Genomic DNA, 21,270 nt, shown 5'->3' with positions numbered 1-21,270 from the left:
CGGTACCTGTGCTCAGCCGCCCGGCGGGGGCGGAGCCGGCGCCGGGGGCGGCGGAGGCACATTCGGGAACAGCGGTGTGCCGTCGGGTCCGTACCAGGGGGCGCCGTACGGCGGGCTGCCCGGCGGGACGATCGGGCCGGGCGCCGGCGGTCCGTTCAGCCGCACCGACGGCGGCTCGGGTACCGCCCGGGTCGCCGGGAAGTAGTCGATCCAGAACGGATGTCCGATACCGGGATTCGGGCGTAGGTCCAATCCGGTTCCCCACCCCGTGTTGGTCACCAGGTAGCGCTGGGGCCAATTGTTGTCGACGATCGGTAGCGAGCCACAGCCCGGCTTCCCGCCGGGCCCGCCCTTGGCGGCCACGATCGGGAGGTTCTCCGGATACTTGTAGAGGTCGTCGCCGAACAGCAGCGCGCTGTCGAGTTGCACGGACCGCCCGTTGCCGCCCAAGGCCTGGGCGCCGTGGTCGTGGTAGAACACCGCGCCCAGGATGGTGCAGGCGATCTCCGGGTTGTACTTGTACAGCAGGTCGGTTGTCGGCTCGGCGGTGTTGATCGCCTGGACGAGGTTGTCCTGGTTAGGGGCCAGCAGTTGGATCCCACTGTTGGAGAAGCCGGTAACGCTGAGCAGCAATGCATCCAGCGCCGACGCGTTGGCGGAGATGGTCTTGGCGGTGGTGCTCGCGGCGTCGAGGACGGCGAGGATATCGGGGGCGGCCGCCGCGTAGGTGTCGCTGAAGCCCTTGAACGCCCGCCAGTCCGCCCGGATGGTGTCCTGCCGTTGGTTCAGGGCGATCAGCACCTCGTTGGCCGCACTGGTCGCCTCCCCGATCCGCGGACCCTTGCCCCGCACCCCGTCGGCGACGGCCGTCAACACGGCATTCAACTTCGAGGTGTCCACCTTGTCGAGCAGGCCGACCAGGTTCTGGAAGATCGTGTTGACCTCGGTGCTGACGTTCTGACTGTAGAGCGTCTGGCCCGCCGAGATCCGCTGCGCATCAGGGTGTTCGGGGTAGATCAGGTCGACGTACTTGGCACCGAACGCGGTGGTGGCGCGGATGCGGGCCGAGACGTTGGCCGGGATGAACTTCACCTCGTCGGGAAACAGGTCCAACCTGAGACTGACGTGGTCGGTGCCGCTTTGGATATGGCTGACCCGCCCGACCTGGATGCCGCGCATCTTGACCTTCGCGCCGCTCTCCATGACCAGCCCGGAGCGGTCGGCTGCGAGGGTGACCGGGACACTCGGTATGAAGGTGCCGGCGAACAGCGCCGACGACATCAGTACCAGCCCGCCGATGGTGACCAGCATGATCAAGGTCCACCACGCGGGGTGCAGTCGCCGTTCGCCGGCCCGTGCTCTTTCCATGGCTAGCCCGACAGGTTGAAGTTGCCGGACTGGCCGTAGATGGCAAGGGAGACAAACAGCGTCACACAGACCGCGGTGACCAGTGAGGTGCGCACCGCACGGCCGACGGCTTCACCGACACCGGCCGGCCCGCCCGTGGCGGTGAAACCGTAGTACGTGTGCACCAGCATGATCACGATGGCCATGGTGATGGCCTGGAAGAAGGACCAGATGAGGTCGGTGGGATTGAGGAACGTGTTGAAGTAGTGGTCGTAGACGCCGGTGGACTGGCCGTAGACACTCGTCGTTCCGAATCTGGCGGCCAGGAAGGACATCAGCACCGCGATGCAGTACAGCGGGATCACCACGACGACGCCGGCGACCACCCGCGCGGACGCCAGGTAGGCCACCGAACGGATGCCCATGACCTCGAGCGCGTCGATCTCCTCGTTGATCCGCATGGCGCCGATCTGGGCGGTCGCTCCCGCACCGATGGTGGCCGCCAGGCCGATACCGGCGACCAGCGGGGCGATGAGGCGCACGTTGAAATAGGCCGAGATGAATCCGGTCAGCGCCTCCACGCCCATGCCGGACAGCGAGTTGTATCCCTGGACCGCGATCAGCGCGCCGGCCGACAGCGTCAGGAAGCCGACGATGACGACCGTGCCGCCGATGATGGCAAGTGCGCCGGTGCCGCCAAGGCTCATCTGGGCGATCAGGCGCAGCAGCTCGAACTTGTACTTCGTGGCCGCATCCCCGATGCCGCGCAACGCTTGAATGTAGAACTGCATCTGCGTTCCGACGCGGTTCCAGCCGCCAGCCCATTTCCGGACGGTTCGGGAGGCTCGGGGGAACGTTCCCCGGAAGGCGACGGCGGTCACATCGTGGCCTTTACCCCGACCGCGGTCGCGACCACGTTGATGACGAACAGTGCGACGAAGGTGTAGACCACGGTCTCGTTGACGGCGTTGCCCACACCGGCTGGGCCGCCGCCGACGGAGATCCCCTTGTAGCAGGCGATCAGACTGGCCGTCAGCCCGAAGAGGGCGGCTTTGGCCAGGCAGATGACGACCTCGGGGGCCCCCACCAGCAGGGTCAGGCCGGCTACGAACGAGCCGGGGGTGACGTGCTGGACGAACACCGAGAATCCGAATCCGCCGAGGAGCCCCACGATGGTCACCAGCCCCGACAGCAGCAGCGCCACGAAGGTGGCGGCCAGCACTCGCGGGACCACCAGCGCCTGAACGGGATTGATTCCCAGCACCCGCAGTGCGTCGAGTTCTTCGCGGATGGTCCGGGCCCCGAGGTCGGCGCACATCGACGTCGCGCCGGCGCCCGCGACGACCAGAACCGTCACCAGTGGACCGATCTGCGTCACCGCGCCCAGCGCCGTTCCGGTGCCCGAGTAGTCGGCGGCGCCGAACTCCACCAGCAGGATGTTGAGGGTGAAGACGGTCAGCACGGTGAACGGGATGGACAGCATCAGCGTCGGGACCAGCGATACCCGGGCGACGAACCAGGCCTGTTCGATCAGTTCCCGCCAGGCAAACGGCCGCCGGAAAATGAACACCATGGTGTCCATCGACATCGCGAAGAATCCGCCCACTTTCGCCAGCGGCTCGGTCGAGATCAGCGTCCTCATGAGCGGTCTCCAAACCGGCCCTGGCAAGCGGCGCACAGGGAGCCGCCGCCATGCCTGCGCGGTTCGCCGCCCGGGCGGCCGGTCTCGGTGCAGCATGTCGGCACTCGGCGCGCGGCCCGAGCGCAGCTCAGCGCCGCCGAACGAAGCCCCGTTCTGCCCTCATCCCGGGCCCGCCACAACCTCATACCGAACACCCCTGAAGGGGGCCACGCCGACCTGAGCACTGAACCTTCTGTGGCACAACCATATTCACGAAGGTAACGACGGTCCGCACGCGTCGCCGAGCGCTCACCGCGCCCTTCGAGGCGGCGAGGGCGATATCCGGCGTCACTGCCATCCACGCTTTCCTCCGGGTTGTAACCACATCAAAACACTGCCCTAATATTGTATAGTGATAGCCACAATAGCAAGGGGTAGCGGTGAACTTTGAACTTTCGCCAGAACAGCTGGCACTTCGAGAACGCGCGGTCGAGGCGGCCACACCGTGGCGCTCACAGGTGGACCGGTGGGACCGTGAGGACACTGCGCCCTACCGTGACGTCGCCGACGCGATGGCCGACGCAAAGCTGTGCGGGTTGACGATGCCAGCAAAGTACGGTGGGGCCGAACTCAGCGTGGTCGACTACATGATCACGGTGGAGGCGCTGATCACCACCTCACAGTCCTGGATCGTCGCCGAGCCGACGTTCGGGTCGACCGGTCCGGGGCCCACCATCGTGCTGTGTGCCGAGAACGAGGCCACCCGCGAGAAGTTTCTGCCCGATATCGTCAACGGCCGCAAAGCGTGCGCGATCGCGTTGACCGAGCCGGATTACGGTTCCGACCTGACGGCGTTGTCGACGACCGCCACACCCGACGGCGACGGCTACATGATCAACGGGTCCAAGCGGTTCATCACCGGGTCACCCGAAAACGAGCTCTATGCGACGTTCGTCCGGTTCGGCGAGGCGCCGGGCCACCGTGGCATCGGAGCGGTCATCGTCGAAAAGGGCACGCCCGGGCTCCGATTGGAGCGGGGAGCGCACTTCTCCGGGACCCGCGGGCTGCCGCACGGCGAGGTCCACTTCGACAACTGCGTGATACCCGCCGAGAACGTGATCCGCGGTCCCGGCCATTTCGCACAGCTGATGATGGCCTTCAACATGGAACGCATCCACAACGCGACGCTGAGCCTGGCGCTGGCGGAGGCCGCCTTCGCCGAGGCGGTCCGGTACACGTCCAACCGGAACGCCTATGGCAAACCGATCATCGAATTCCAGTCCGCCTATCACACATTGGTGGACATGCGACTGGCGATCGACCATCACCGGCTGCTCACCCACCATGCCGCGGCCACCGCAGTCGACGGACGCTACCCGAACGCCGTCGACGCGACGTTCGCGAAGCTGTCCGGCTGCACGATGCTGCCAAAGGTCACGCATGACGCGATGGTGCTCTGCGGCGGTGACGGCACCACGCTCGATTTCCCGGCCCAGCGCCTGCACCGCGACGCGATGGCCGCGCTGGTGGCCGGCGGGTCGCCGCCGGTGTTGAAGAACGCCTTGGCAGCGCAGCTGTTCCCCGAACACAACTTCCGCCAATGACGTTGGAAACCAGCCTATTCGCGACAAGATGCCGGAACTTTCTGGACAGACATGCCGAACGCATCGATGAAGCGGGCAGCGTCAGCGCCGATGCATCCGACGAGATACCGGTGTTCGACAGTCCGGAGCCGCATGAGGAGCAGGTCCAGCTGGCCGCCGCCCGCGAATGGCAGCGCGAGCTCTTCGACGCGGGACTGGCATGGATAACCGGTCCGCCGGAGTACGGCGGCGCCGGGCTCGACGACGAGCATCAACTTCTGTTCGAGGAGATGTGCGCGGAATATCGGCTGCCCAAGCTCGACACGGTGTTCGTCACGTTGCACATCGTGCTGCCGGGCATCGTGGCATCGGCATCCGAGGAGCTCAAGCGGCGGTTGGTGCCGTCTATGCTGCGCGGCGACACCATCGCCTGCCAGCTGTTCTCCGAACCCGGCGCGGGATCGGACCTCTCGGCGGTCTCCACCCGCGCGGTACCGGTCGAGTCCACAGGCACCGGATCCGGTGAGTGGGTCGCGTCAGGCCAGAAGGTGTGGACCACCGGCGGCCACTACAGCGACGTGGGGTTGCTTCTGGCGCGAACCGGCGACGACCCGAAACCGCACCGCCGGCTGACGATGTTCGTCGTCGACATGCACGACCCGGCCATCGAGGTGCGCCCGCTTCGCGAGATGAGCGGCGGCGCCCACTTCAACGAGGTCTTCATCGACAACCTCCGGATATCCGATGACCGTCGGGTGGGCGAAGTCAATGGAGGCTGGCGGGTCGCCATGGCGACGCTGGGCGGCGAGCGCAAAGCAGTCGGCTACAGCCGCGACGCTCCGAACTGGGTTGTCGTGCTGCGACTTGTCGAGCTCACCCGGAAGGCCGCGCTTCAGGGGCCGGTCGACCCCAGCGTGGTGGACGCGGTCGTGGACTGCTACGTGCTGGGCAGCGTCATCGAGCGCACCGCCGCGTCGCTGAGTGCCGCCGAACGACGCGGCGAACTCATCGGGCCGGAGATGTCCACGCTCAAGCTGCTGCGCAACCGGCTGCTCAGCAAGTGCATGGACACCGCCAGGCATGTCCTGGGCATGAACATGCTCGCCGATAGCGGCGAATGGGGTACCTACGCCTGGGGGTACGCATCCACGCTCGCCCCGGGTCTGCGGATCGGCGGCGGCACCGACGAAATTCAGCGCAACGTCATCGGCGAACGGGTGTTGGGGTTACCAAGGGGGCGGTGAGGAGGTGGCCTCATCCAGGCCAGTTCAGAAGCGGGCCGGCTGACAGCTGTGGATGTAACCCAGGGAAGTCTGCTATTCCGTTGGGCGGAAATAGGGTTCAACCGTGCCGCTGAGCTTGACGACCATCGGATTTCCGCGGCGGTCCTTGGCGGTGGGAACTTCAACACGCACCCAACCCTCAGCCACGTTGTATTCGTGAACGTTGGTTTTCTCCACACCATTGAAGCGGATACCGACGTCGCGGCTGAGCACCTCTTCGTTATAGAAGGCGCTGCGCGGATCGATGGAAAGGTGATTCGGTGGAACGTCTGTGTTCTGATCTTCGGACATGATGGCTTTCGTTGAGTGCGGCGTTAGGTTCTCGGGTTTGATTCGCTAGAAATCTACGCGACCCTGCCGCGCTCTTGGCGGAGTCGAACTCGAACTCAGACAGGTGGAGAAACCATACCTAAACTACGCCCCCCGGGGTACAGGCCCACCCAACTTGAGTGTGGGGCACGAAGCTGGACTATCTGCTGGTCGACGCCGCCATCATGATCCCCCGCCGCCACCAACGGTGGTACCACGACCCCGTCGCATTCGCGATCATGCCGGATGCCCGACACACGATCGGTGCCTGGTCCGTGAACAGCCTGGACCGCTCGGTTCTTGGGGGCGATTTACGGCCAGCGGGCCTGACAGCGGATCACATCGCGTCGAGCAGGGGCGCGAGCCGGTAGTCGACCAGTCGGCGCATCGCCAATCCGGTGGTGGTCTTCTCCACCCCATCGATGTCGAGAATCAAACCGGCGATCCGATACAGGTCATCGGCGTCGCGAGCCACCAGGTGGACCAGCAGATCGGCGACGCCGCTGAGACCGTGCACCTCGATCACTTCGGGAACACGCTTCAGTGCTTCACTGATCGGCCCCAGCTTTCGCTGGGTGACGGTCACCATGATGAACGCGGTCAGCGGGTAACCCAGTGCCGCCGGGTCGATCCGCCGATCGAAGGACTGCACCACGCCGTCGGTCTCGAATTTGGCCAATCGGGCGTGGACGGTGTTGCGGGCTAGGCCCGTCGCCTCGGCCAGGGCCACCACGGTCGCGCGCGGATCCTTGGTCAGCGCACGCAGTATCCGGGCGTCGATCTCGTCGACGATGCGCGTCGGCTTGGGCATAACGACCACCTCTCGGGCTTCACACAGTCCAATGGCTGCGCATATTGCTCATCGAAATACTACTCAATTGCGCCATATGACATTGAATGGTGGACTCCTGTGAGCTAGATGCGTACCAGCAAGTGAGGACATATGGACGCCGCACTATCCGTCGAAACCGACGCTCAGGCCGCGATGCTCGACGTCCTTCGCTGTGTCGAGGAGCGTGTGCTGTGGCTGTCGACATCGATGGTCCATCACGCCAACCGGGTGCGGCCCAACACCTCGGGCCTGAAGGTCGGCGGCCATCAAGCCTCGAGCGCCTCGATGGTGACGATCATGACGTCGTTGTGGTTTCACCAGCTGCAGTCCGGTGACCGCGTCTCAGTCAAGCCCCATGCCTCACCGGTACTGCACAGCATCAACTTCCTGCTCGGTGCGCTCGACGACGATCAGATGACGACACTTCGACAGTTCGGGGGCCTGCAGTCCTACCCGAGCCGGTCGAAAGACCCGGATCCGGTGGACTACTCCACCGGATCAGTCGGGATCGGTGCGACCGCCCCGATCTGGGGTGCGATGGCACGCCGCTACGTCAACACCCACCTGGGCACCGGCGGACACGGACGGCAGTACTCGCTCGTCGGGGACGCCGAACTCGACGAGGGAGCGGTGTGGGAGGCCATTCTCGACCCGGGCATCGCCGAACTGGGCGAGGTCGTCTGGATCGTCGACCTCAACCGGCAGTCGCTGGACCGAGTGGTGCCCAACATCGCTGCGCGCCGGTTGGAGTCGATGTTCGCGGCCGCGGGCTGGCAGGTCATCACGGTCAACTTCGGCCGGCTACTGCAGTCGCTGTTCGCCCGTCCCGGCGGGCAGGCCCTGCGCCGGCGGATCGTGGCGATGGAGAACCCGGAGTATCAGCGGCTGCTGCGCTGCGATGCCGACCAACTCCGGCAGCGACTTCCCGGCGATGGCGCGGACGGCGCCGAAATCGCCGGGCTGATCACCACTCTCGACGACGCCACGTTGACCGCTGCCATCCGCAACCTGGGCGGACACGACCTGGCCTCCCTGACCGAGGCATACGGCCAAATCGACGACACCCGCCCCACGGTGATCATCGCCTACACCATCAAGGGATACGGGCTGCCCACCGAGGGGCATCCGCAGAACCATTCCGCCCTGCTGAGCAATGACGAATACGGTGCTCTGGCAATCAGACTCGGAATGGACGAGCATCACCCATGGCAGCACTTCGACGCAGCGGATCCGACGGGGCGACTCTGCGCGGCCACCGCGGCACGGCTTCACCGCGATCCCCAACCGGCCGCAGCGCTGCCCGCGATTCCCGTCGACATCGGCCGCACCCCCAAGGGCACGGCCACCACTCAGTCAGCGCTGGGCAAAGTCCTGCTCGATCTCACCCGCGAGGCCCCCGAGGCGGCCAAGCGGGTCGTGACCGTCTGCCCCGACGTCAGCTCGACGACCAACCTCGCCGGCTGGGTCAACAAGGTCGGCGTGTGGTCGGCGGCCGAGCGACGCAACTGGTTCGCCGACGACGCACAGACGTTGATGCACTGGAACGAACGGCCCAGCGGTCAGCACATGGAGCTCGGCATCGCCGAGACCAACCTCGTCGGGCTCCTCGGCGAGTTGGGCGCTACCTGGAGTCGTTGGGGACAACCCCTTTTCCCGATCGGCGTGCTCTACGATCCGTTCATCGAACGGGCCCTGGAGCCGTGGTCGTTCGGGATCTATGCCGGTGGCCAGTCCATCGTGATCGGCACACCGTCGGGGGTCACGCTCGCGGCCGAAGGCGGCGCCCACCAGTCCATCAAGACCCCCTCCATCGGCCTGGAACAGCCGGGGTGCACCAGCTATGAACCGGCGTTCGCCATCGACGTGGAATGGACGCTGCTGGCCAGCATCGCCCGGCTCGGCCGGCCCGACGGCACGTCGGCCTACCTGCGATTGTCGACCCGCCCCGTCGACCAATCCCTGGCCGTCGTGCCGGACGACCCCGCGGCACGAGAACGTCGCCGCCGTCAGGTGATCGCCGGCGGCTACCCGCTGCGCCGCCGTGACGACGCACAGGTCACCATCGTCACGATGGGAGCGCTGGTCACCGAGGCTCTCGCCGCCGCCGACCGGCTAGAGCAGATCGGCATGCCTGCCGACGTGATCTGCGTGACCAGCCCGGGGCTGCTGTTCCAGGCCTGGCAGGCACGTCAGGGGCGCGGCCCTGGCGAAACATGGATCCTGGACCAGCTTTTCCCGGCCGACTATTCGACTCCGATGGTCACCGTCCTCGACGGACACCCGCACACGCTGGCCTTCCTGGCCAACATCCGGCAGGCCCGACTCACCGCCCTCGGCGTCTCCGGATTCGGTCAGGCCGGAGCACTCGAGGACGTCTACCGCTATCACGGCATCGACACCGACAGCATCGTGCGCGCCGCTCTGGACATCGTTTAGACCGAACAGGATTACCGAAACCATGACGACCGTTGACCAGAGCCTCGAGACCACAGTGAGCCTGCCATCCCTGGGCGACAGCGTCGAGGAGTGCACCGTCACGCGCTGGCTCAAGAAGCCCGGTGATCGTGTCGAGCATGACGAGCCGCTGTTGGAGATCGCCACCGACAAGGTCGACACCGAGATTCCGGCACCCTGTTCGGGGACGCTCACCCGGATCATCGCCGATGAGAACGACCTGGTTCCCATTGGTGCCGCGCTCGCGGTGATCACCCATGCCGGCCATGAAACGCCCAGCGAAACACCACTTCCCAGCCGAACAATAGTCGCAGATGCCGCCGAGGCGCCCACAGCAGCGGTGACCGAGAAGCTGCCTCCGATCCGGCGCACCATTGCCCGACGGATGCTCGAATCACTGCAGGTTTCGGCGCAGCTGACCACCGTGGTCGAAGTCGACCTGAGCGCGGTGAGCCGGTTGCGCGGCGACCACAAAGACGAGTTCCTGAGCCGCACCGGGGTCAAATTGTCCTTCTTGCCGTTCTTCGCCAAGGCCGCACTGGACGCGCTCCCCCCGCACCGGATGCTCAATGCGTCCCTCAACACCGAGGTCACCGAGGTCACCTACCACAGCGGCTGCCATCTCGGCATCGCGGTCGAGGGTCCGAAAGGACTGATGGTGCCGGTGATCCGGGACGCTCATGCCATGGGCATTGCCCAGCTCGCGGGAGCGATTGCAGACGTGGCCGACAAGGTTCGCAGTGCGACCATTTCCGTCGACGAGCTCAACGGCGGCACTTTCACGATCACCAACACCGGTAGTCGGGGTGCGTTGTTCGACACTCCGATCATCAACCAGCCCCAGACCGGAATCCTCGGTACCGGTGCCGTGGTGGAGCGTCTCGTGCCAGTCCGGGATGACACCGGCGCTTTCCGGATCGAAGCGCGACCGATGGCGTATCTGTCCATCTCCTACGATCACCGCATCGTCGACGGGGCCGACGCGGCCGGCTTCCTCGGTACGGTCAAGCAGCACCTGGAACGTGGCTTCACCGCAGCCGATCTGGCCGGCTGAGCGAAGATCCCACGATGGCCAAACTCGTTTTGTTCGGCGCCAGCGGGTACGCCGGCAGCAGGATTCTCGACGAAGCCATTCGGCGCGGTCACGAGGTCACCGCAGTCGCCCGGCGCAGAGAGCTCCTTCCCGCAGCGCGCGATTCCGTTCGGACGGTGGCCGGTTCGCTGCATGACAGCTCCCTCGTGGACGAACTGACTGCGGACGCCGACGTACTGATCTGCGCGGTCACCAGCGGCCCCGACCACGCTGGCCACACACTGCTCGACGCCCTGCCCAGTATGGTCGCTGCGGCTCAGAGCCGACGGGTTCGCATCGCGGTGGTCGGAGGGGCGAGCAGCCTGCTACTGGCCGACAGCGGTGAGCCGGTGCTCACCACACTGGAATCTATCGCACCGCCCGACAAGCTGCGCGACATCCGACTCCACAACGACTTCCTCGATGCGCTCCGCCGCACACCTGACGACGTGGACTGGTTCTACCTCAGTCCGCCAACCGGATTCGGGGCCCACGTTCCTGGTGAGCGGCTGGGACACTACCGCGTCGGCGCCGACGTACTGCTCGCCGACGATCAGGGGAACTCGGCTATCAGCGGCGAGGACTACGCCATCGCATTCCTCGACGAGATCGAGCGCCCCCGGCATCACAGGTGCCGGTTCACCGTCGCGTACTGAGATTCCTCATGCGCAGGCGTAGCCACCGTCGACGGTGAACTCCGACCCGGTGCAAAAGCTGGACGCATCCGATGCCAGGAAGGCGATAACGGCGGCCACCTCTTCCGGACGGCCCAGCCTCGGCTGCGGTAGCGCGGCAGTCATCACGTCGAGAACTTCACGCGGGAAGCCGGTGAAGATCGGTGTCTCGATCAAGCCCGGATGCACCGAGTTCACCCGGATCGAGTAGGACGCGAGATCCAATGCGGCACTGCGGGTAAGGCCCCGGACTGCCCACTTCGATGCCGAGTAGGCGATGGCATCCTTGACCCCGACCAGGCCCGCCGAGGACGAGACGTTGACGATGGAGCCGCCACCGGCGGCCTTCATCGAGTCGAGCACCGCCTTCATGCCGAGAAACACGCCGAGAGCGTTGACGTCGAACGTGCGTTGAAACTCCGCTTGTCCGATCGCCTCCAGGCCACCGGGGGTGAATATCCCCGCGTTGTTGACCAACACCGAGATCGGACCGGACCGAGCCGTCACCTGATCGACCGCCGCGGTCCAGGACTCGTCATCGGTGACGTCGAGGTGCACGCCCTCGGCGGCAGGGATGTCAGCGGCAACGGCCTTGGCGCCGTGGGCGTTCACATCGGCGAGGTAGACCTGAGCACCGGATGCGGCCAGCGCCCGCGCCGCGGCTGCACCGATACCGCTGGCCGCACCGGTGACCAGCGCAACCTTCCCGTTGAGTGTCATCACGAGTTCCTTTCTAGAGATGGCCTTCGAAGGCCTCGAGCACCGGTCTGGGATCCATGAACTCCAGATGTTCCACCAGCGTGCCGTCGCGGAATCGCAGCCGGATGAAATAGCGATTGCGGTACGGCGCGCCCCATACCGTCGTCGCCTGCGAACGCGCGGTAACGAACACCAGGTCCGGATCATCAGCCGCCGCATGCATATCGACATCGGTGAACTCGAAGCTCTCCCATGCCTGCCACAGTGCCCCGACCCGTGCACGGTTGGTGTCCCTGCCTTCTGTCGGCATCGGCGCCTCACCGGGCATCAGCGGGGCGTGCATGCTGAACTCGGGGCTCACCAGCCCGTCCCAGTCTGCCAGGGCACCACCGGCCAACACCTCGAGCCACTTGTGGGCCCGCTCGGTACTGCTCACCGCTTCCATGAATCACCAATACCTTTCATCATCTCGAGGAGGCGTCCGGTCAGCTGTAACACGGGCCCCCACCCGGCGGGCTGCACGAGGCCGGCCCCAGTTCGACCCAGCTCAGGTCCATCCAGGGCGCCGACAGCCACGTCTTGGTGGGTTCGATGACAAACCGAAGCGGACCACGCTCGCAGTAGGTTCTGCCGTCCGGGGTTGCGGCACACGTCGTCCCCTCGTGCGTGATCCTGCTCCGCGGCGGTAGTGGCCGTTGAGCTTGTGTTCCCGGGAATCGGGCCGCCACCGACCAGTCGTAGTGAACAGCACGGTCGCCGTCGATCCACCCGATATGGTCGATGCCGCCGGGAATGTCACCGGCACAGCCGAAGCTGCCCAGACCCCAGATTCCGCAGTTTTGTCCCGTCGGGGCCACGAACCACACCCCGCCGGGGAGGGCGAACGTATTCGCGTCCAACGCATCGTAATATCGGATGTCCGGGAACGGATCGGCAACGGCCGCGGGTGTGGCCGGATCGGCCTGAGCCGTCGCCGAGCCGGTCAACGCCAGGATCATCGCGCTGACGACCGTCAGGGCTCGGCTAAGACAATTCATTGTCCGCAGTCGCACACGACCCTCCAGTCCTCGGTTCGTTCCCACCCAGTCATGCTGTGGCGTTAGGTGATCCGCGGAGTGATGCCGTAACACGCCGCATCGCCGACATCCAGGGTGTTCTGACAGATGACGCGCCCCTGGTAGATGATGCGCACAGTCACCCATCGTCCCGGGGCGGCGCTCGGTCGCCAGTCAGCTCGGATCTGGCTGCCGTCCGGGGGCGCTGCGCGGACGGCATGTACCGCCACCTCGCTTCGCCAGGGCAACGTCACGCCCTCCGTCGACATCCGTCCGGCAGCGTCTTGGTATTTGACAGTCGCGATCCCGATATCGGACGAGACAACCTCATAGGTGACGAGATCCTCCGCCCAGGCCATCGGCGGGTGGACGATGATCGCTGTACTGACCGCGATCGAGCACGCCACGGCGCGCACAACCGCCCTCACCACCGTGTTCACGTCCCCACCAGGATGACCACAGCGAGGATGTAGCCCGACTGTTCCTCATGGAGAAGGCTGGCCCCGAAATCGGTGTAGGAGCAGTCGGGAATCGCGTCGCGGCCCTCCAGAAGCAGACCCTTGATGGCGTCGTTCTCGTTTCGGGCCGCGCCCTGCAGCGAATACACTTGGCTCGCGTTGACACCGAGATCTGCGACTATCGCCGTCGGGTGCGGCTCGTCGGCCGGAACGTTCTCGGCCGTGTGATCGAGGTAGGCGTAGGTCGAACGATTGACTATGTCGGCCGCGTGCTCGACGGTCGGGTTGTAGCGCAGCGCCCCGCATGAGGCCGCGCCGCGTGCCGCCACCACCGCGTTCTGGATCTCGGGTGCGGGCTCGGCCGCCGCGGGTGCGGCCGACGATAGACCGATGACAATCGCCACGACGACGACAGACACGGCCCGATACAGGTGGCGACGGTACTCAGCGGCAGACATGGGACCTGTTGATCTTGCTTCCCCAGTGCAACATCCGCAGGTAGGACGGCCCGGTGAACCAGGTCGGCTGGCGGCCCCTGATCCCGGCGCTGACGTTGGACATCTGCTGCCAGAGCCCGTAGAAGCTGTCACCTTGATAGATGGGGAAATACATGTCGCCGGCATGGTCGTAACTCTGGGTGAGAGCTTGCGCGCGTGGAGCGAGGAAGGCAGCGGACTGGTCGATGTTCGCGGTGACGATATCGGCTTGCTGTTGGACCCCGTCGGCATCGTAGTGGCCGTTGTTGCGAATCAGGCTGTCGTTGAGTCCCTCGATCTGATACCTCAAGTCGTTGTATTGGGCGGTGAACCACTGGCACATCTCCCGCTCCGCTTGGATATCCGCATCGGTGACGTAACGGCGCAGTTCGTCGAACGGGAAGGGAAACATCGGCTGCCAGTCGTCGGAGACCGGTGTCACGATCGGCAGCGGCTTCGGCCGGTCATAGCTCGCAACGGGGTCGTAGTCGCCGGCTGGATCCGCGCCGGCCGACCCGCCGAGAGCCGTTGCGGCACAGAAGGCCAGTAACGCGGCCATCATCGCGTACGTTCGGCACGACCGGATCATTCCCACGCCAGGACTACTTGCCCAGAGCGGAATCGATTCCGCCGACATCGGTGATCTCCCAGTTGTTTCTGCTGTCGAGCGTGATGCTGTACGTCGCCGTGGACTGCAGCCCGTCGGGCGCTTGCATCGTCTTGGTGAGAACGCTGACGAACGAATCGACGGTGTAGATTCCGCCGGCGTCGGAGCGGACCTTTGCGGCCAACGGCCGTGCCGTCGATTTCCATTGCAGTGGTGCCAGCACCTGCTCCATCGAGTCGGCCGCCTTCGTCAGCTTGTCTTTCAGCTCGGGGGATGTGCCCTTGACCAGCTTGACTTTCCAGCCGTTGAAGTCCTGATAGTCCATGTCCGCAGCGTTGACCGCGTAGTCGGTGGCGATCTGCTCGGCTCGGGCCCTGTCGGTCGCCTCTCGTGCCTGCGTATCCAACTTCCCCCGAGCACCCGCGTACAGCCACCCCAGCACGCCTGCGGCACCCGCCAACAGGCAGATCACCACCGCGACGATCACGCTGCGCAAGGACACTGACACCTGCCGGGGGTTCTTCGCCGATCGTGCCGAGGTCTCTTTGCCCTCTGATGATGTTGAGCGAGCGCCTTCTTCCGGCGTCTCGTGGTCATCGTTGTGCGCTGACGGCGTCGTCTCGATCATCTTCTCGGTATCGGTCGCGGACATGGCGGTTCTTCTTTCGGGTTGTCGGGAACGGACCCGGGTCTAGTGGTCGGGAATGGCGACGTGAAGGGTGATCGCCCCGTCTTCGGGTATGCCGGACAGGGCATTTGACAGTATTTGCGCGGTGTCGAAGTTCATCAGGGCGCCGCCGATGCCCTGGAACTGAGGCATTAGGGCATTGCTGATGACCTTGAGGTCCGATCCCCTGGTGTCGAGGAAGTTCTGGATGCGGTTCAGGAATTTCTGGAACAGAAGCATGTTCGTGGGGTTGTTCCAGGCGATGGTGTTCATCATCCCGGTCCAGACACGAGAGATGTCGTCCCCCGATGCCCTGAGGGCCGGGCTGATGTCAGCCAGTGCGGGGCCGACCCAGCCGGCGTTGCGCAGCAGTGTCTGGAAATTGTCCAGCACTTCCTGGCCTGTACCGTGCACGCCGACGATCATGTTCCGGGTGAGCGTGCTTGCCCTGGCCAGATTCGGCAGCACCTGATCCGGGTTGGGCAGAGCGGCGTCGGCCTCGCCGAGGATCCGTTTGAGTTGCTCGGGATCCATCTGGTCGAGGATTCGGACCACGCTGGTCGCCAGCTGCGAGATCGACGGTGGCACCGTGATGGACTCGGTCGCGATGCGCTGGCCGTCGGTGAGCATGGGCCCTTTGGTCGTTCGTGGGATGAAGCCGATGAACGCTTCGCCGAGCGCAGAGAGGTTGTCCAGCCGCACGTCGCTGTCGACGGGAATGCGCTGATCGCCATCGATGTAGAAATCGATCGTGGCGTTGCTCACCGAGGATGAGATGGCGGTGACCTTGCCGACGGCGGCGCCGCGCAGCAGCACACTCGAGCCGACCACCAGTCCCTTGACATCCGGTACCGCCATGGACAGATTGATGCGGTGATCCGGCGGCCCGATCCGCAGGCCGAAGGAGCCGATGTATGCGGCGGCAATGGCGATGATCACGGCGAATGCCGCGAACGAGGCGATGTTCTTGGCGGCCCTCACGGCGTTGCTCCCAGTATGCGAAGGACATCCTGGACGTTGCCGATCATTTCGTGACCGTCGGGCCCGACGATCGAGGTGATGTTTATCGCCGGATACTTGTCGACGGGGAAGAAGTCGTCGGTGAACAGCTTGCGCCATTTGGGTGCCTCGGCTTCGAAGTCCCACTTGCTCTGCTGGATGGCGCCGGTTGCGTTGCCGAGCGAGTTCAGCAGCGGCACCAGCCAGAATCCGCCGCTGTAGATGCTTCCGATGGAAGGAAGGATCGTGCCGATGTAGGTGGCCACCTGTGATGCGCGGTCGAAGCCGAGCATGCCTGCTGGTGAGAACCAATATCGGTACACCGGCAGGTTGCGCTTGATCACCTCAGCGGTCCCGGATACACCGTCGAGCCACTTGTCGACCGTGTCGATGTTGTTCGAAAGATCGGACAGGTCCACCGCGACGCGGCTCACCAGACTACGCAGCTCCCCTGTTCTCGACGGGGTGACGTTGTTGATGCCGATGATGGTGTTCTGAACCCGCTGGATCGACCCGCTGCCGACGAAATTGGCCAGATTGGCCAGCGTGTCCTCGAGCTGCGGGGGTGATGTGGTCTGCTCCTGCGGAATTCGTCCGCCGGCGGCCACTGGTGCTGCCGGTTCCTCACCTGAGGACGGTCGCTCGAGGGCCACGTAGGTGTCGCCGAGAACGGTGGATTGCTGCAGGGTTGCATGAGTGTTCGCCGGTACGACCACCCCCGTATCGATCCGTGAGGTGACGTCGACTCGAGTGCTCTTCAGGTCGACGCGGGTGACCACACCGACGGTGGTGCCGTCCTGCACCACCTTCGCCCGCTCGGGCAGGTTGAGGACGTTCGCGAACTCGATGACGATGTCGTAGCCTCCACCGTGAGTTCCTCCGGGCTGCGGCAACGAGTTCACCGTGATCGACGCGCAGGACGAGACCAGCACGGCCGCGGTCGCGGCGGCGATCATCGACCGTATCCGGCGCTTCACCGGTGGCTCGCTTGCTGGACGACGTATTGCAGCAGCGCGACGTCCACGGCATACGGTTGGCCGTTGACGTCGGCGCAGCTGCCGGGCATCGATGCGTTCATCGCACCGCACAGCGCCAACCCGTCGTGGGTGCGAACCCGGAAGAGCGGCGGCCGGTAGGCGATGTTGAAGGTGCCGAATTGCTTGGCGTTGACATGGTTTGCCGCGGTGTTGATCCACCACGGGACACCGTCGAAGAGGCTGGCGAGGGCGTTCGCATGCGGGCTGGTCTTTCTCATCGCCGCGCTCACCGTGTCCAGCGTTATCTGCGTTTCGTCGCCCAGTCTGGTCTCGAGCACCGCAACCGATTCCAGCAACGGTCCCAGGGTCCCGATCCCGTCCGGGCCGGCCAGTCGCGCGGTGCCGTCGAGCGCGGTCGCGACGTCTCCGGTGGTGGTGCGCGCATCCTGCAGGATTTCCTTCAACGGTCCCCTGATGTCCTTCAACGTCGTGGTGAGTTGGGCCACGTTCTGGGTGATCGAGCCGATATCGCTGATCGCCTGGTCGGGACTGTCGAGGAGTGACGACGTCATCGCCAGAAGACGGCCGGTCTTTGTTCCGTTTCCGTGCGTCAATTCATCCAGGCCGCGAACGGTGTCGGCGATATTGGTTGAACCACTGGTGTTGATCGCCTGAAGGAAGATGTCGGCCGATCCGATGACCTCGGACAGGGTCTTCGGAGAAACCGATCGACTGAGTGGAATGCACGCCGCCGCATCCAACTGCGCACCGCCGGCATAGTTGCCGACAAGTTCCAGGGACCGGTCAGCCAGGATGGAGGCCGAGCGGATGATCGCCTTGACATCGTTGGGGAGTCGACGCTGCTCGGTCACCGAGAAGTTCACCCGAACGTGCGCCGGCCCGGGGTCGATGGACGTGACTTTGCCGATGGGGTAACCCATCTGGGTGACGGGGTTACCCACGTACAGCCCGATCGTGTCCGGCATGAACGCGCAGTACGCCGCATCGGGTCGGCTGCTGGGGGCGCAGGACGCCGCCGCCCCCACGGTTGCGACGGCCGTGAAGCCGGCCAGCAGGACCCGGCAGGCTCGGCGAAGTGTCGGCGCGGTCATCAGCACGGGCTTCCGGGCATCGGGATGCACAGATCGGTGGCCAGCAGTTCCGGGCGCGCATTCTGGGCATCCAGCACCCGCTCGATCTTGTCCCTGATGCGACGCAATCGGGGCACGATTCTGCTGTTGTTGTCCACCCATCTCCGAACCCGGTCCTGCCACTCGCGGACCCGTTGGATGAACTCCTCACGATGGTTCACCCAGAACTTGGCGTACGGCACCAGGAAGGCATCAGAGATGTCGCCCATACCCTTCAGCGCCCCACCGAATCCCTTGCCGTACAGCACCAGTGTCTGCTCGAGGATCGAGATCTTGGAAACCAGTTCTTGGAGTTTGCCTCGGTAGTTGCTCAACGACTCGATGTATTCGTCGGAGAGGTCGAGGATCTGGGAGATCTGTCCGCGTTGTCTGTCTATTGTTTCGGTGAGCGTATTGCCCGCGTCGATGACCGCTGCCAGGGTGTCCACATTGGTTCCTGTGAGCCCCGCCTGGAGTTGGTCCAGCGAGTCGCGGATCGGCTGGGGATCGACGCGTTCGGTGACTTTGGTCGAGTCGGCCAGGACACGCATCAGGCTGTACGGCATTGTCACCCGGTCGCGGGGAATGGAATTATGTCCCAAGGGTTTGTCCCCCAACGAGACGAGATTGACGTAGTAGCCGCCGACCACGGTGAGCATGCGAACCTGAATCTGGGACTGGTCCCCGACGAAGGCGTCGTCGTCGACGGTCGCACGAACCTTCACCTGCTCGGGCTCGATCGACAGTCCCTCGACCTTGCCGACGGTGATGCCGGCGATCCGCACGTCGTCACCCCGGCGCAGCGACGCGGCATCGTCGGTGTAGAACACGACGGTCTTCTGACCGGGCGGCCTTATGAAGAGCGCTGCGGCGGTGATGGCCAAGACCAGCACGATCGCCAGTGCAGCCACACCCCAGAACGTCGGATTCTTGGCAATTCTCAGTGGTTGCACAGGATCACCCGCTGGCCGTTGAGCAGTACGTCCATCGACTCGGGCAGTTGCGCGCGACCTCGTGAACACGGAACCGGCTCTCCCGCGTCTGCCGCCGGCTCGACGTTGTCCCAGATGACCGGTACACGCTTGAACGCGTCGCTGTAGTCGTCGAACACGGTGATCGCCCGGTCCAACCCGTTGTCGATATCCGCGGCCCCTGGCCTGAACCCGGCGTTCTCGAGCAGTCGAACGGCGGCAGAGGTGAATCCGGGCCCGTAGAGTTCGGACTTGCGAAATTCGTCCAACACCGAAAGCGCCGCGTCAACGGGCCGGTTCAGCCAATCCAGGATCTGAACGAACTCGCTCGAATGCCCGCCGAAGGTGTCGGCGATTGCACTGAGATTGTGCATCAACGTGGCGACCACCTGCTGGCGGTCGGACGCGAACTCGGTGAGCTTGCGAATGCTGTCGAGCATCGGGCCGAGGCCGCCGCCGTCGCCTTGGAGAAACGATGCGGCGTTGGCGGTGAACGCATCGATGTCGTCGGGGCTCAGGGTAGCGAGAACAGGTTGCAACCCGTTGAACAGCGTGGTGATGTCGAACGACGGCACGGTCATGCTCAACGGTATGTGGGTGATCTGCTCTGCACCCGAGGCCCGCTCGGCGGCGCCGGCCACGTCGACATAGCGCAATCCCGTGAGGGCCTGATATTTGATCGCCAGCCGGGTCGCGGGCACCACTGCGTATCGGGCGTCGAGACTGAGGTCGACCTCGGCGATGCTTTGGCCGGCTTTGCGGTCAAGGCGCATGGCCTTGACCTTTCCCACCCTGACGCCACGGATGCGCACGTCCGAGTCGACGTGCAGACCGGCGGCATCGCTGAACTCGGCAGTATACGAACGTGTTTCGTCGGTAACCGGCTGACGTAGAACGTTGACGATCAGAATGAGGACCACGGCGGCGAGCGCACTGCTCACCACGAAGCGCCACAATGCGGCTCTGGGTTCGATCACGGTGCCCCCATCGCATCGAGCGGAGCCTGCACGGCCGGGAGTTGATCGAGCACGATGTGCACCTGCAGCGCCCGCTGTTCGGGTGATCCGGCGTAGAGTTTCTCGAAGCGAGTTCGCAATTCCGCCAGCATGTCGGCCAGCCCTGTCGGCGTCACCAGGCCCGGCACGGTGTCGCTGAGCGTTTGGACCAGGTTGACGGCGGGAAGCAGGTCGCTGGTGTGCGACGACAGCAGCTTGCCGAGCGCGCCGAAGAATGAGTTCGCCATCACGTCAAGCGTTGCGATGGCGCGGTGCTTCCAGTAGTCGTCGGTCACCGGCTGTCCCGGAACCGGAACGGTATCCTGCCCGGGTAGTGCGTCCTTCCCGGAGACGGTGAACGTGACGAAACCAGATCCCTGGTTGAATCCGTAGCCGGCAGCGGTCGCGTCGTTGACGAAGGACGGGAAGGCCACGCTGATCCCTGCCGTATTCCGCAGCAGCTGTTCGGTACTCACCGTCTGGACCTTGGCCAATGACTCCGCCGCCGTCAGTATCGATTCGATCAGCGGGTTGAGCCCATCGGTGAACCGCGTCGCCCTGTTGATGACGTCGACCAACTGTGGTGTCACCACACCGCCGGTGATCTCCCCCAGGCGTGACAGCAGCGCCTGCAAGGTGAAGTTCCCCTTCGGCACCACGTCGATCTGCACGCCGTCGGCCAAGGGGTGCCCGCCTGCACCGGGGACCAGATTGATACCGGTCACGCCGAAGTAGTTCGCCGGGCGGAAGTCGACGCCCAGCGTATTGGTCAATCCAGCGGCGGGGGCCGGCTCCAGGTCGGCGTTGAGCCGCACATCGCCGTCGGCCAGACTCGATACCGCAGTGACCTTTCCGACCGTCACACCGTGCATCATGAGCGGCGTCCCCGTGGAAACCCCCTGGCCGACGTACGGCAGGTCCATCACCACCGAGATGCGGTCGGCCGGGTGGCCACCGAACGGGTTGGCGACGACGGTGTAACAGGCCACCGCGAAACAGAGGATGACCGCGACGCCAATAATGGTCAGCCTGCGCGTCTCCGCCTCTGCCGACATCCGGAA

General features: G+C 64.9%; 23 protein-coding genes. 5 read left to right on the top strand and 18 right to left on the bottom strand.

What is annotated here, in order from left to right:
- Positions 1–12 precede the first annotated feature (12 nt).
- The 3 genes from ORI27_RS07095 to ORI27_RS07085 form a co-directional block, all read right to left on the bottom strand.
- The gene (locus ORI27_RS07095) at positions 13–1,368 is read right to left on the bottom strand and encodes an MCE family protein (protein ID WP_265995792.1); all 1,356 of its coding nucleotides are present in this window, start codon (positions 1,366–1,368) and stop codon (positions 13–15) included.
- Positions 1,369–1,370: 2 nt separating this feature from the next.
- Positions 1,371–2,138 (bottom strand): ABC transporter permease, encoded by a 768-nt coding sequence (locus ORI27_RS07090; protein WP_265995794.1) that lies wholly within the window; start codon positions 2,136–2,138, stop codon positions 1,371–1,373.
- An 86-nt stretch (positions 2,139–2,224) separates the two neighbouring features.
- Positions 2,225–2,989, bottom strand: coding sequence for an MlaE family ABC transporter permease (locus ORI27_RS07085; protein ID WP_265995796.1), 765 nt, complete (start codon positions 2,987–2,989; stop codon positions 2,225–2,227).
- A 419-nt stretch (positions 2,990–3,408) separates the two neighbouring features.
- Here ORI27_RS07085 and ORI27_RS07080 point away from each other — a divergent pair, with 419 nt between their 5' ends.
- Positions 3,409–4,572, top strand: a complete 1,164-nt coding sequence (locus ORI27_RS07080; RefSeq protein ID WP_265995797.1) for an acyl-CoA dehydrogenase family protein — start codon at positions 3,409–3,411, stop codon at positions 4,570–4,572.
- Positions 4,569–5,795 (top strand): acyl-CoA dehydrogenase family protein, encoded by a 1,227-nt coding sequence (locus ORI27_RS07075; RefSeq protein WP_265995799.1) that lies wholly within the window; start codon positions 4,569–4,571, stop codon positions 5,793–5,795. The genes ORI27_RS07080 and ORI27_RS07075 overlap by 4 nt, the downstream gene beginning before the upstream one ends.
- A 72-nt stretch (positions 5,796–5,867) precedes the next feature.
- Here ORI27_RS07075 and ORI27_RS07070 read toward each other — a convergent pair whose 3' ends face one another.
- Positions 5,868–6,125, bottom strand: coding sequence for a DUF3297 family protein (locus tag ORI27_RS07070; protein ID WP_265995800.1), 258 nt, complete (start codon positions 6,123–6,125; stop codon positions 5,868–5,870).
- A gap of 355 nt (positions 6,126–6,480) precedes the next feature.
- On the bottom strand, positions 6,481–6,954 hold the full coding sequence (locus ORI27_RS07065) for an Lrp/AsnC family transcriptional regulator (protein WP_265995801.1): 474 nt from the start codon (positions 6,952–6,954) through the stop codon (positions 6,481–6,483).
- Between the two features lie 174 nt (positions 6,955–7,128).
- On the opposite strand from ORI27_RS07065, the gene ORI27_RS07060 reads away from it, so the two are divergent.
- The 3 genes from ORI27_RS07060 to ORI27_RS07050 are packed head-to-tail and all read left to right on the top strand — an operon-like array spanning position 7,129 to position 11,157.
- On the top strand, positions 7,129–9,411 hold the full coding sequence (locus ORI27_RS07060; RefSeq protein WP_265996043.1) for a transketolase-like TK C-terminal-containing protein: 2,283 nt from the start codon (positions 7,129–7,131) through the stop codon (positions 9,409–9,411).
- A gap of 22 nt (positions 9,412–9,433) precedes the next feature.
- Positions 9,434–10,483 carry a 2-oxo acid dehydrogenase subunit E2 gene (locus ORI27_RS07055; protein WP_265995802.1) on the top strand — a complete coding sequence of 350 codons (1,050 nt, stop codon included), beginning with the start codon at positions 9,434–9,436 and terminating at the stop codon, positions 10,481–10,483.
- A 14-nt stretch (positions 10,484–10,497) separates the two neighbouring features.
- Positions 10,498–11,157, top strand: a complete 660-nt coding sequence (locus ORI27_RS07050; RefSeq protein WP_265995803.1) for an NAD(P)-dependent oxidoreductase — start codon at positions 10,498–10,500, stop codon at positions 11,155–11,157.
- A gap of 6 nt (positions 11,158–11,163) precedes the next feature.
- On the opposite strand, the gene ORI27_RS07045 is transcribed toward ORI27_RS07050, so the two are convergent.
- The 13 genes from ORI27_RS07045 to ORI27_RS06985 all read right to left on the bottom strand — a co-directional run bounded on the left by ORI27_RS07045 (position 11,164) and on the right by ORI27_RS06985 (position 21,264).
- On the bottom strand, positions 11,164–11,895 hold the full coding sequence (locus ORI27_RS07045; RefSeq protein WP_323055570.1) for an SDR family NAD(P)-dependent oxidoreductase: 732 nt from the start codon (positions 11,893–11,895) through the stop codon (positions 11,164–11,166).
- 13 nt (positions 11,896–11,908) lie between these two features.
- Entirely contained in the window at positions 11,909–12,319 is a 411-nt protein-coding gene (locus ORI27_RS07040; protein WP_266073905.1) for a nuclear transport factor 2 family protein, read from the bottom strand.
- A 40-nt stretch (positions 12,320–12,359) separates the two neighbouring features.
- Positions 12,360–12,911 carry a hypothetical protein gene (locus tag ORI27_RS07035; RefSeq protein ID WP_265995807.1) on the bottom strand — a complete coding sequence of 184 codons (552 nt, stop codon included), beginning with the start codon at positions 12,909–12,911 and terminating at the stop codon, positions 12,360–12,362.
- A 62-nt stretch (positions 12,912–12,973) separates the two neighbouring features.
- On the bottom strand, positions 12,974–13,288 hold the full coding sequence (locus ORI27_RS07030) for a hypothetical protein (RefSeq protein ID WP_265996045.1): 315 nt from the start codon (positions 13,286–13,288) through the stop codon (positions 12,974–12,976).
- Between the two features lie 77 nt (positions 13,289–13,365).
- Positions 13,366–13,845 carry a hypothetical protein gene (locus tag ORI27_RS07025; RefSeq protein ID WP_265995808.1) on the bottom strand — a complete coding sequence of 160 codons (480 nt, stop codon included), beginning with the start codon at positions 13,843–13,845 and terminating at the stop codon, positions 13,366–13,368.
- A complete protein-coding gene (locus tag ORI27_RS07020; RefSeq protein WP_265996046.1) occupies positions 13,832–14,425 on the bottom strand; it encodes a hypothetical protein in 594 nt (197 codons plus the stop codon). The genes ORI27_RS07025 and ORI27_RS07020 overlap by 14 nt, the downstream gene beginning before the upstream one ends.
- A gap of 40 nt (positions 14,426–14,465) precedes the next feature.
- Positions 14,466–15,122 (bottom strand): hypothetical protein, encoded by a 657-nt coding sequence (locus ORI27_RS07015; RefSeq protein WP_265995809.1) that lies wholly within the window; start codon positions 15,120–15,122, stop codon positions 14,466–14,468.
- Between the two features lie 39 nt (positions 15,123–15,161).
- Complete coding sequence (locus ORI27_RS07010) at positions 15,162–16,118, bottom strand: MlaD family protein (RefSeq protein WP_265995810.1); 957 nt, start codon at positions 16,116–16,118, stop codon at positions 15,162–15,164.
- Positions 16,115–17,092 carry an MlaD family protein gene (locus tag ORI27_RS07005; protein WP_265996047.1) on the bottom strand — a complete coding sequence of 326 codons (978 nt, stop codon included), beginning with the start codon at positions 17,090–17,092 and terminating at the stop codon, positions 16,115–16,117. Before ORI27_RS07005 ends, ORI27_RS07010 begins: the two co-directional genes overlap by 4 nt.
- A gap of 17 nt (positions 17,093–17,109) precedes the next feature.
- Positions 17,110–18,225, bottom strand: coding sequence for an MlaD family protein (locus tag ORI27_RS07000; RefSeq protein ID WP_407666230.1), 1,116 nt, complete (start codon positions 18,223–18,225; stop codon positions 17,110–17,112).
- Entirely contained in the window at positions 18,225–19,196 is a 972-nt protein-coding gene (locus ORI27_RS06995) for an MlaD family protein (RefSeq protein ID WP_407666231.1), read from the bottom strand. The genes ORI27_RS07000 and ORI27_RS06995 overlap by 1 nt, the downstream gene beginning before the upstream one ends.
- The gene (locus tag ORI27_RS06990) at positions 19,184–20,191 is read right to left on the bottom strand and encodes an MlaD family protein (protein WP_265995811.1); all 1,008 of its coding nucleotides are present in this window, start codon (positions 20,189–20,191) and stop codon (positions 19,184–19,186) included. Before ORI27_RS06990 ends, ORI27_RS06995 begins: the two co-directional genes overlap by 13 nt.
- Complete coding sequence (locus ORI27_RS06985) at positions 20,188–21,264, bottom strand: MlaD family protein (RefSeq protein WP_265995813.1); 1,077 nt, start codon at positions 21,262–21,264, stop codon at positions 20,188–20,190. Before ORI27_RS06985 ends, ORI27_RS06990 begins: the two co-directional genes overlap by 4 nt.
- Between the last annotated feature and the right edge of the window lie 6 nt (positions 21,265–21,270).

Source organism: Mycobacterium pinniadriaticum (assembly GCF_026242045.1).
GTDB lineage: Bacteria > Actinomycetota > Actinomycetes > Mycobacteriales > Mycobacteriaceae > Mycobacterium > Mycobacterium pinniadriaticum.
The sequence above is the reverse complement of the archived record's forward strand: the minus strand, read 5'-3'. Positions and strand labels throughout refer to the sequence as shown.

What these genes read in the sequence shown, in the direction of transcription:
- ORI27_RS07055 (WP_265995802.1), top strand. Translation starts at nt 9,434, where the DNA reads ATGACGACCGTTGACCAGAGCCTCGAGACCACAGTGAGCCTGCCATCC.
- ORI27_RS07090 (WP_265995794.1), bottom strand. Translation starts at nt 2,138, where the DNA reads ATGCAGTTCTACATTCAAGCGTTGCGCGGCATCGGGGATGCGGCCACG.
- ORI27_RS07085 (WP_265995796.1), bottom strand. Translation starts at nt 2,989, where the DNA reads ATGAGGACGCTGATCTCGACCGAGCCGCTGGCGAAAGTGGGCGGATTC.
- ORI27_RS07000 (WP_407666230.1), bottom strand. Translation starts at nt 18,225, where the DNA reads ATGACCGCGCCGACACTTCGCCGAGCCTGCCGGGTCCTGCTGGCCGGC.
- ORI27_RS07015 (WP_265995809.1), bottom strand. Translation starts at nt 15,122, where the DNA reads ATGTCCGCGACCGATACCGAGAAGATGATCGAGACGACGCCGTCAGCG.
- ORI27_RS07035 (WP_265995807.1), bottom strand. Translation starts at nt 12,911, where the DNA reads ATGAATTGTCTTAGCCGAGCCCTGACGGTCGTCAGCGCGATGATCCTG.
- ORI27_RS07045 (WP_323055570.1), bottom strand. Translation starts at nt 11,895, where the DNA reads ATGACACTCAACGGGAAGGTTGCGCTGGTCACCGGTGCGGCCAGCGGT.
- ORI27_RS07030 (WP_265996045.1), bottom strand. Translation starts at nt 13,288, where the DNA reads ATGGCCTGGGCGGAGGATCTCGTCACCTATGAGGTTGTCTCGTCCGAT.
- ORI27_RS07060 (WP_265996043.1), top strand. Translation starts at nt 7,129, where the DNA reads ATGCTCGACGTCCTTCGCTGTGTCGAGGAGCGTGTGCTGTGGCTGTCG.
- ORI27_RS07050 (WP_265995803.1), top strand. Translation starts at nt 10,498, where the DNA reads ATGGCCAAACTCGTTTTGTTCGGCGCCAGCGGGTACGCCGGCAGCAGG.
- ORI27_RS06985 (WP_265995813.1), bottom strand. Translation starts at nt 21,264, where the DNA reads ATGTCGGCAGAGGCGGAGACGCGCAGGCTGACCATTATTGGCGTCGCG.
- ORI27_RS07065 (WP_265995801.1), bottom strand. Translation starts at nt 6,954, where the DNA reads ATGCCCAAGCCGACGCGCATCGTCGACGAGATCGACGCCCGGATACTG.
- ORI27_RS07025 (WP_265995808.1), bottom strand. Translation starts at nt 13,845, where the DNA reads ATGTCTGCCGCTGAGTACCGTCGCCACCTGTATCGGGCCGTGTCTGTC.
- ORI27_RS07005 (WP_265996047.1), bottom strand. Translation starts at nt 17,092, where the DNA reads ATGATCGCCGCCGCGACCGCGGCCGTGCTGGTCTCGTCCTGCGCGTCG.
- ORI27_RS07070 (WP_265995800.1), bottom strand. Translation starts at nt 6,125, where the DNA reads ATGTCCGAAGATCAGAACACAGACGTTCCACCGAATCACCTTTCCATC.
- ORI27_RS07075 (WP_265995799.1), top strand. Translation starts at nt 4,569, where the DNA reads ATGACGTTGGAAACCAGCCTATTCGCGACAAGATGCCGGAACTTTCTG.
- ORI27_RS07095 (WP_265995792.1), bottom strand. Translation starts at nt 1,368, where the DNA reads ATGGAAAGAGCACGGGCCGGCGAACGGCGACTGCACCCCGCGTGGTGG.
- ORI27_RS07020 (WP_265996046.1), bottom strand. Translation starts at nt 14,425, where the DNA reads ATGATGGCCGCGTTACTGGCCTTCTGTGCCGCAACGGCTCTCGGCGGG.
- ORI27_RS07040 (WP_266073905.1), bottom strand. Translation starts at nt 12,319, where the DNA reads ATGGAAGCGGTGAGCAGTACCGAGCGGGCCCACAAGTGGCTCGAGGTG.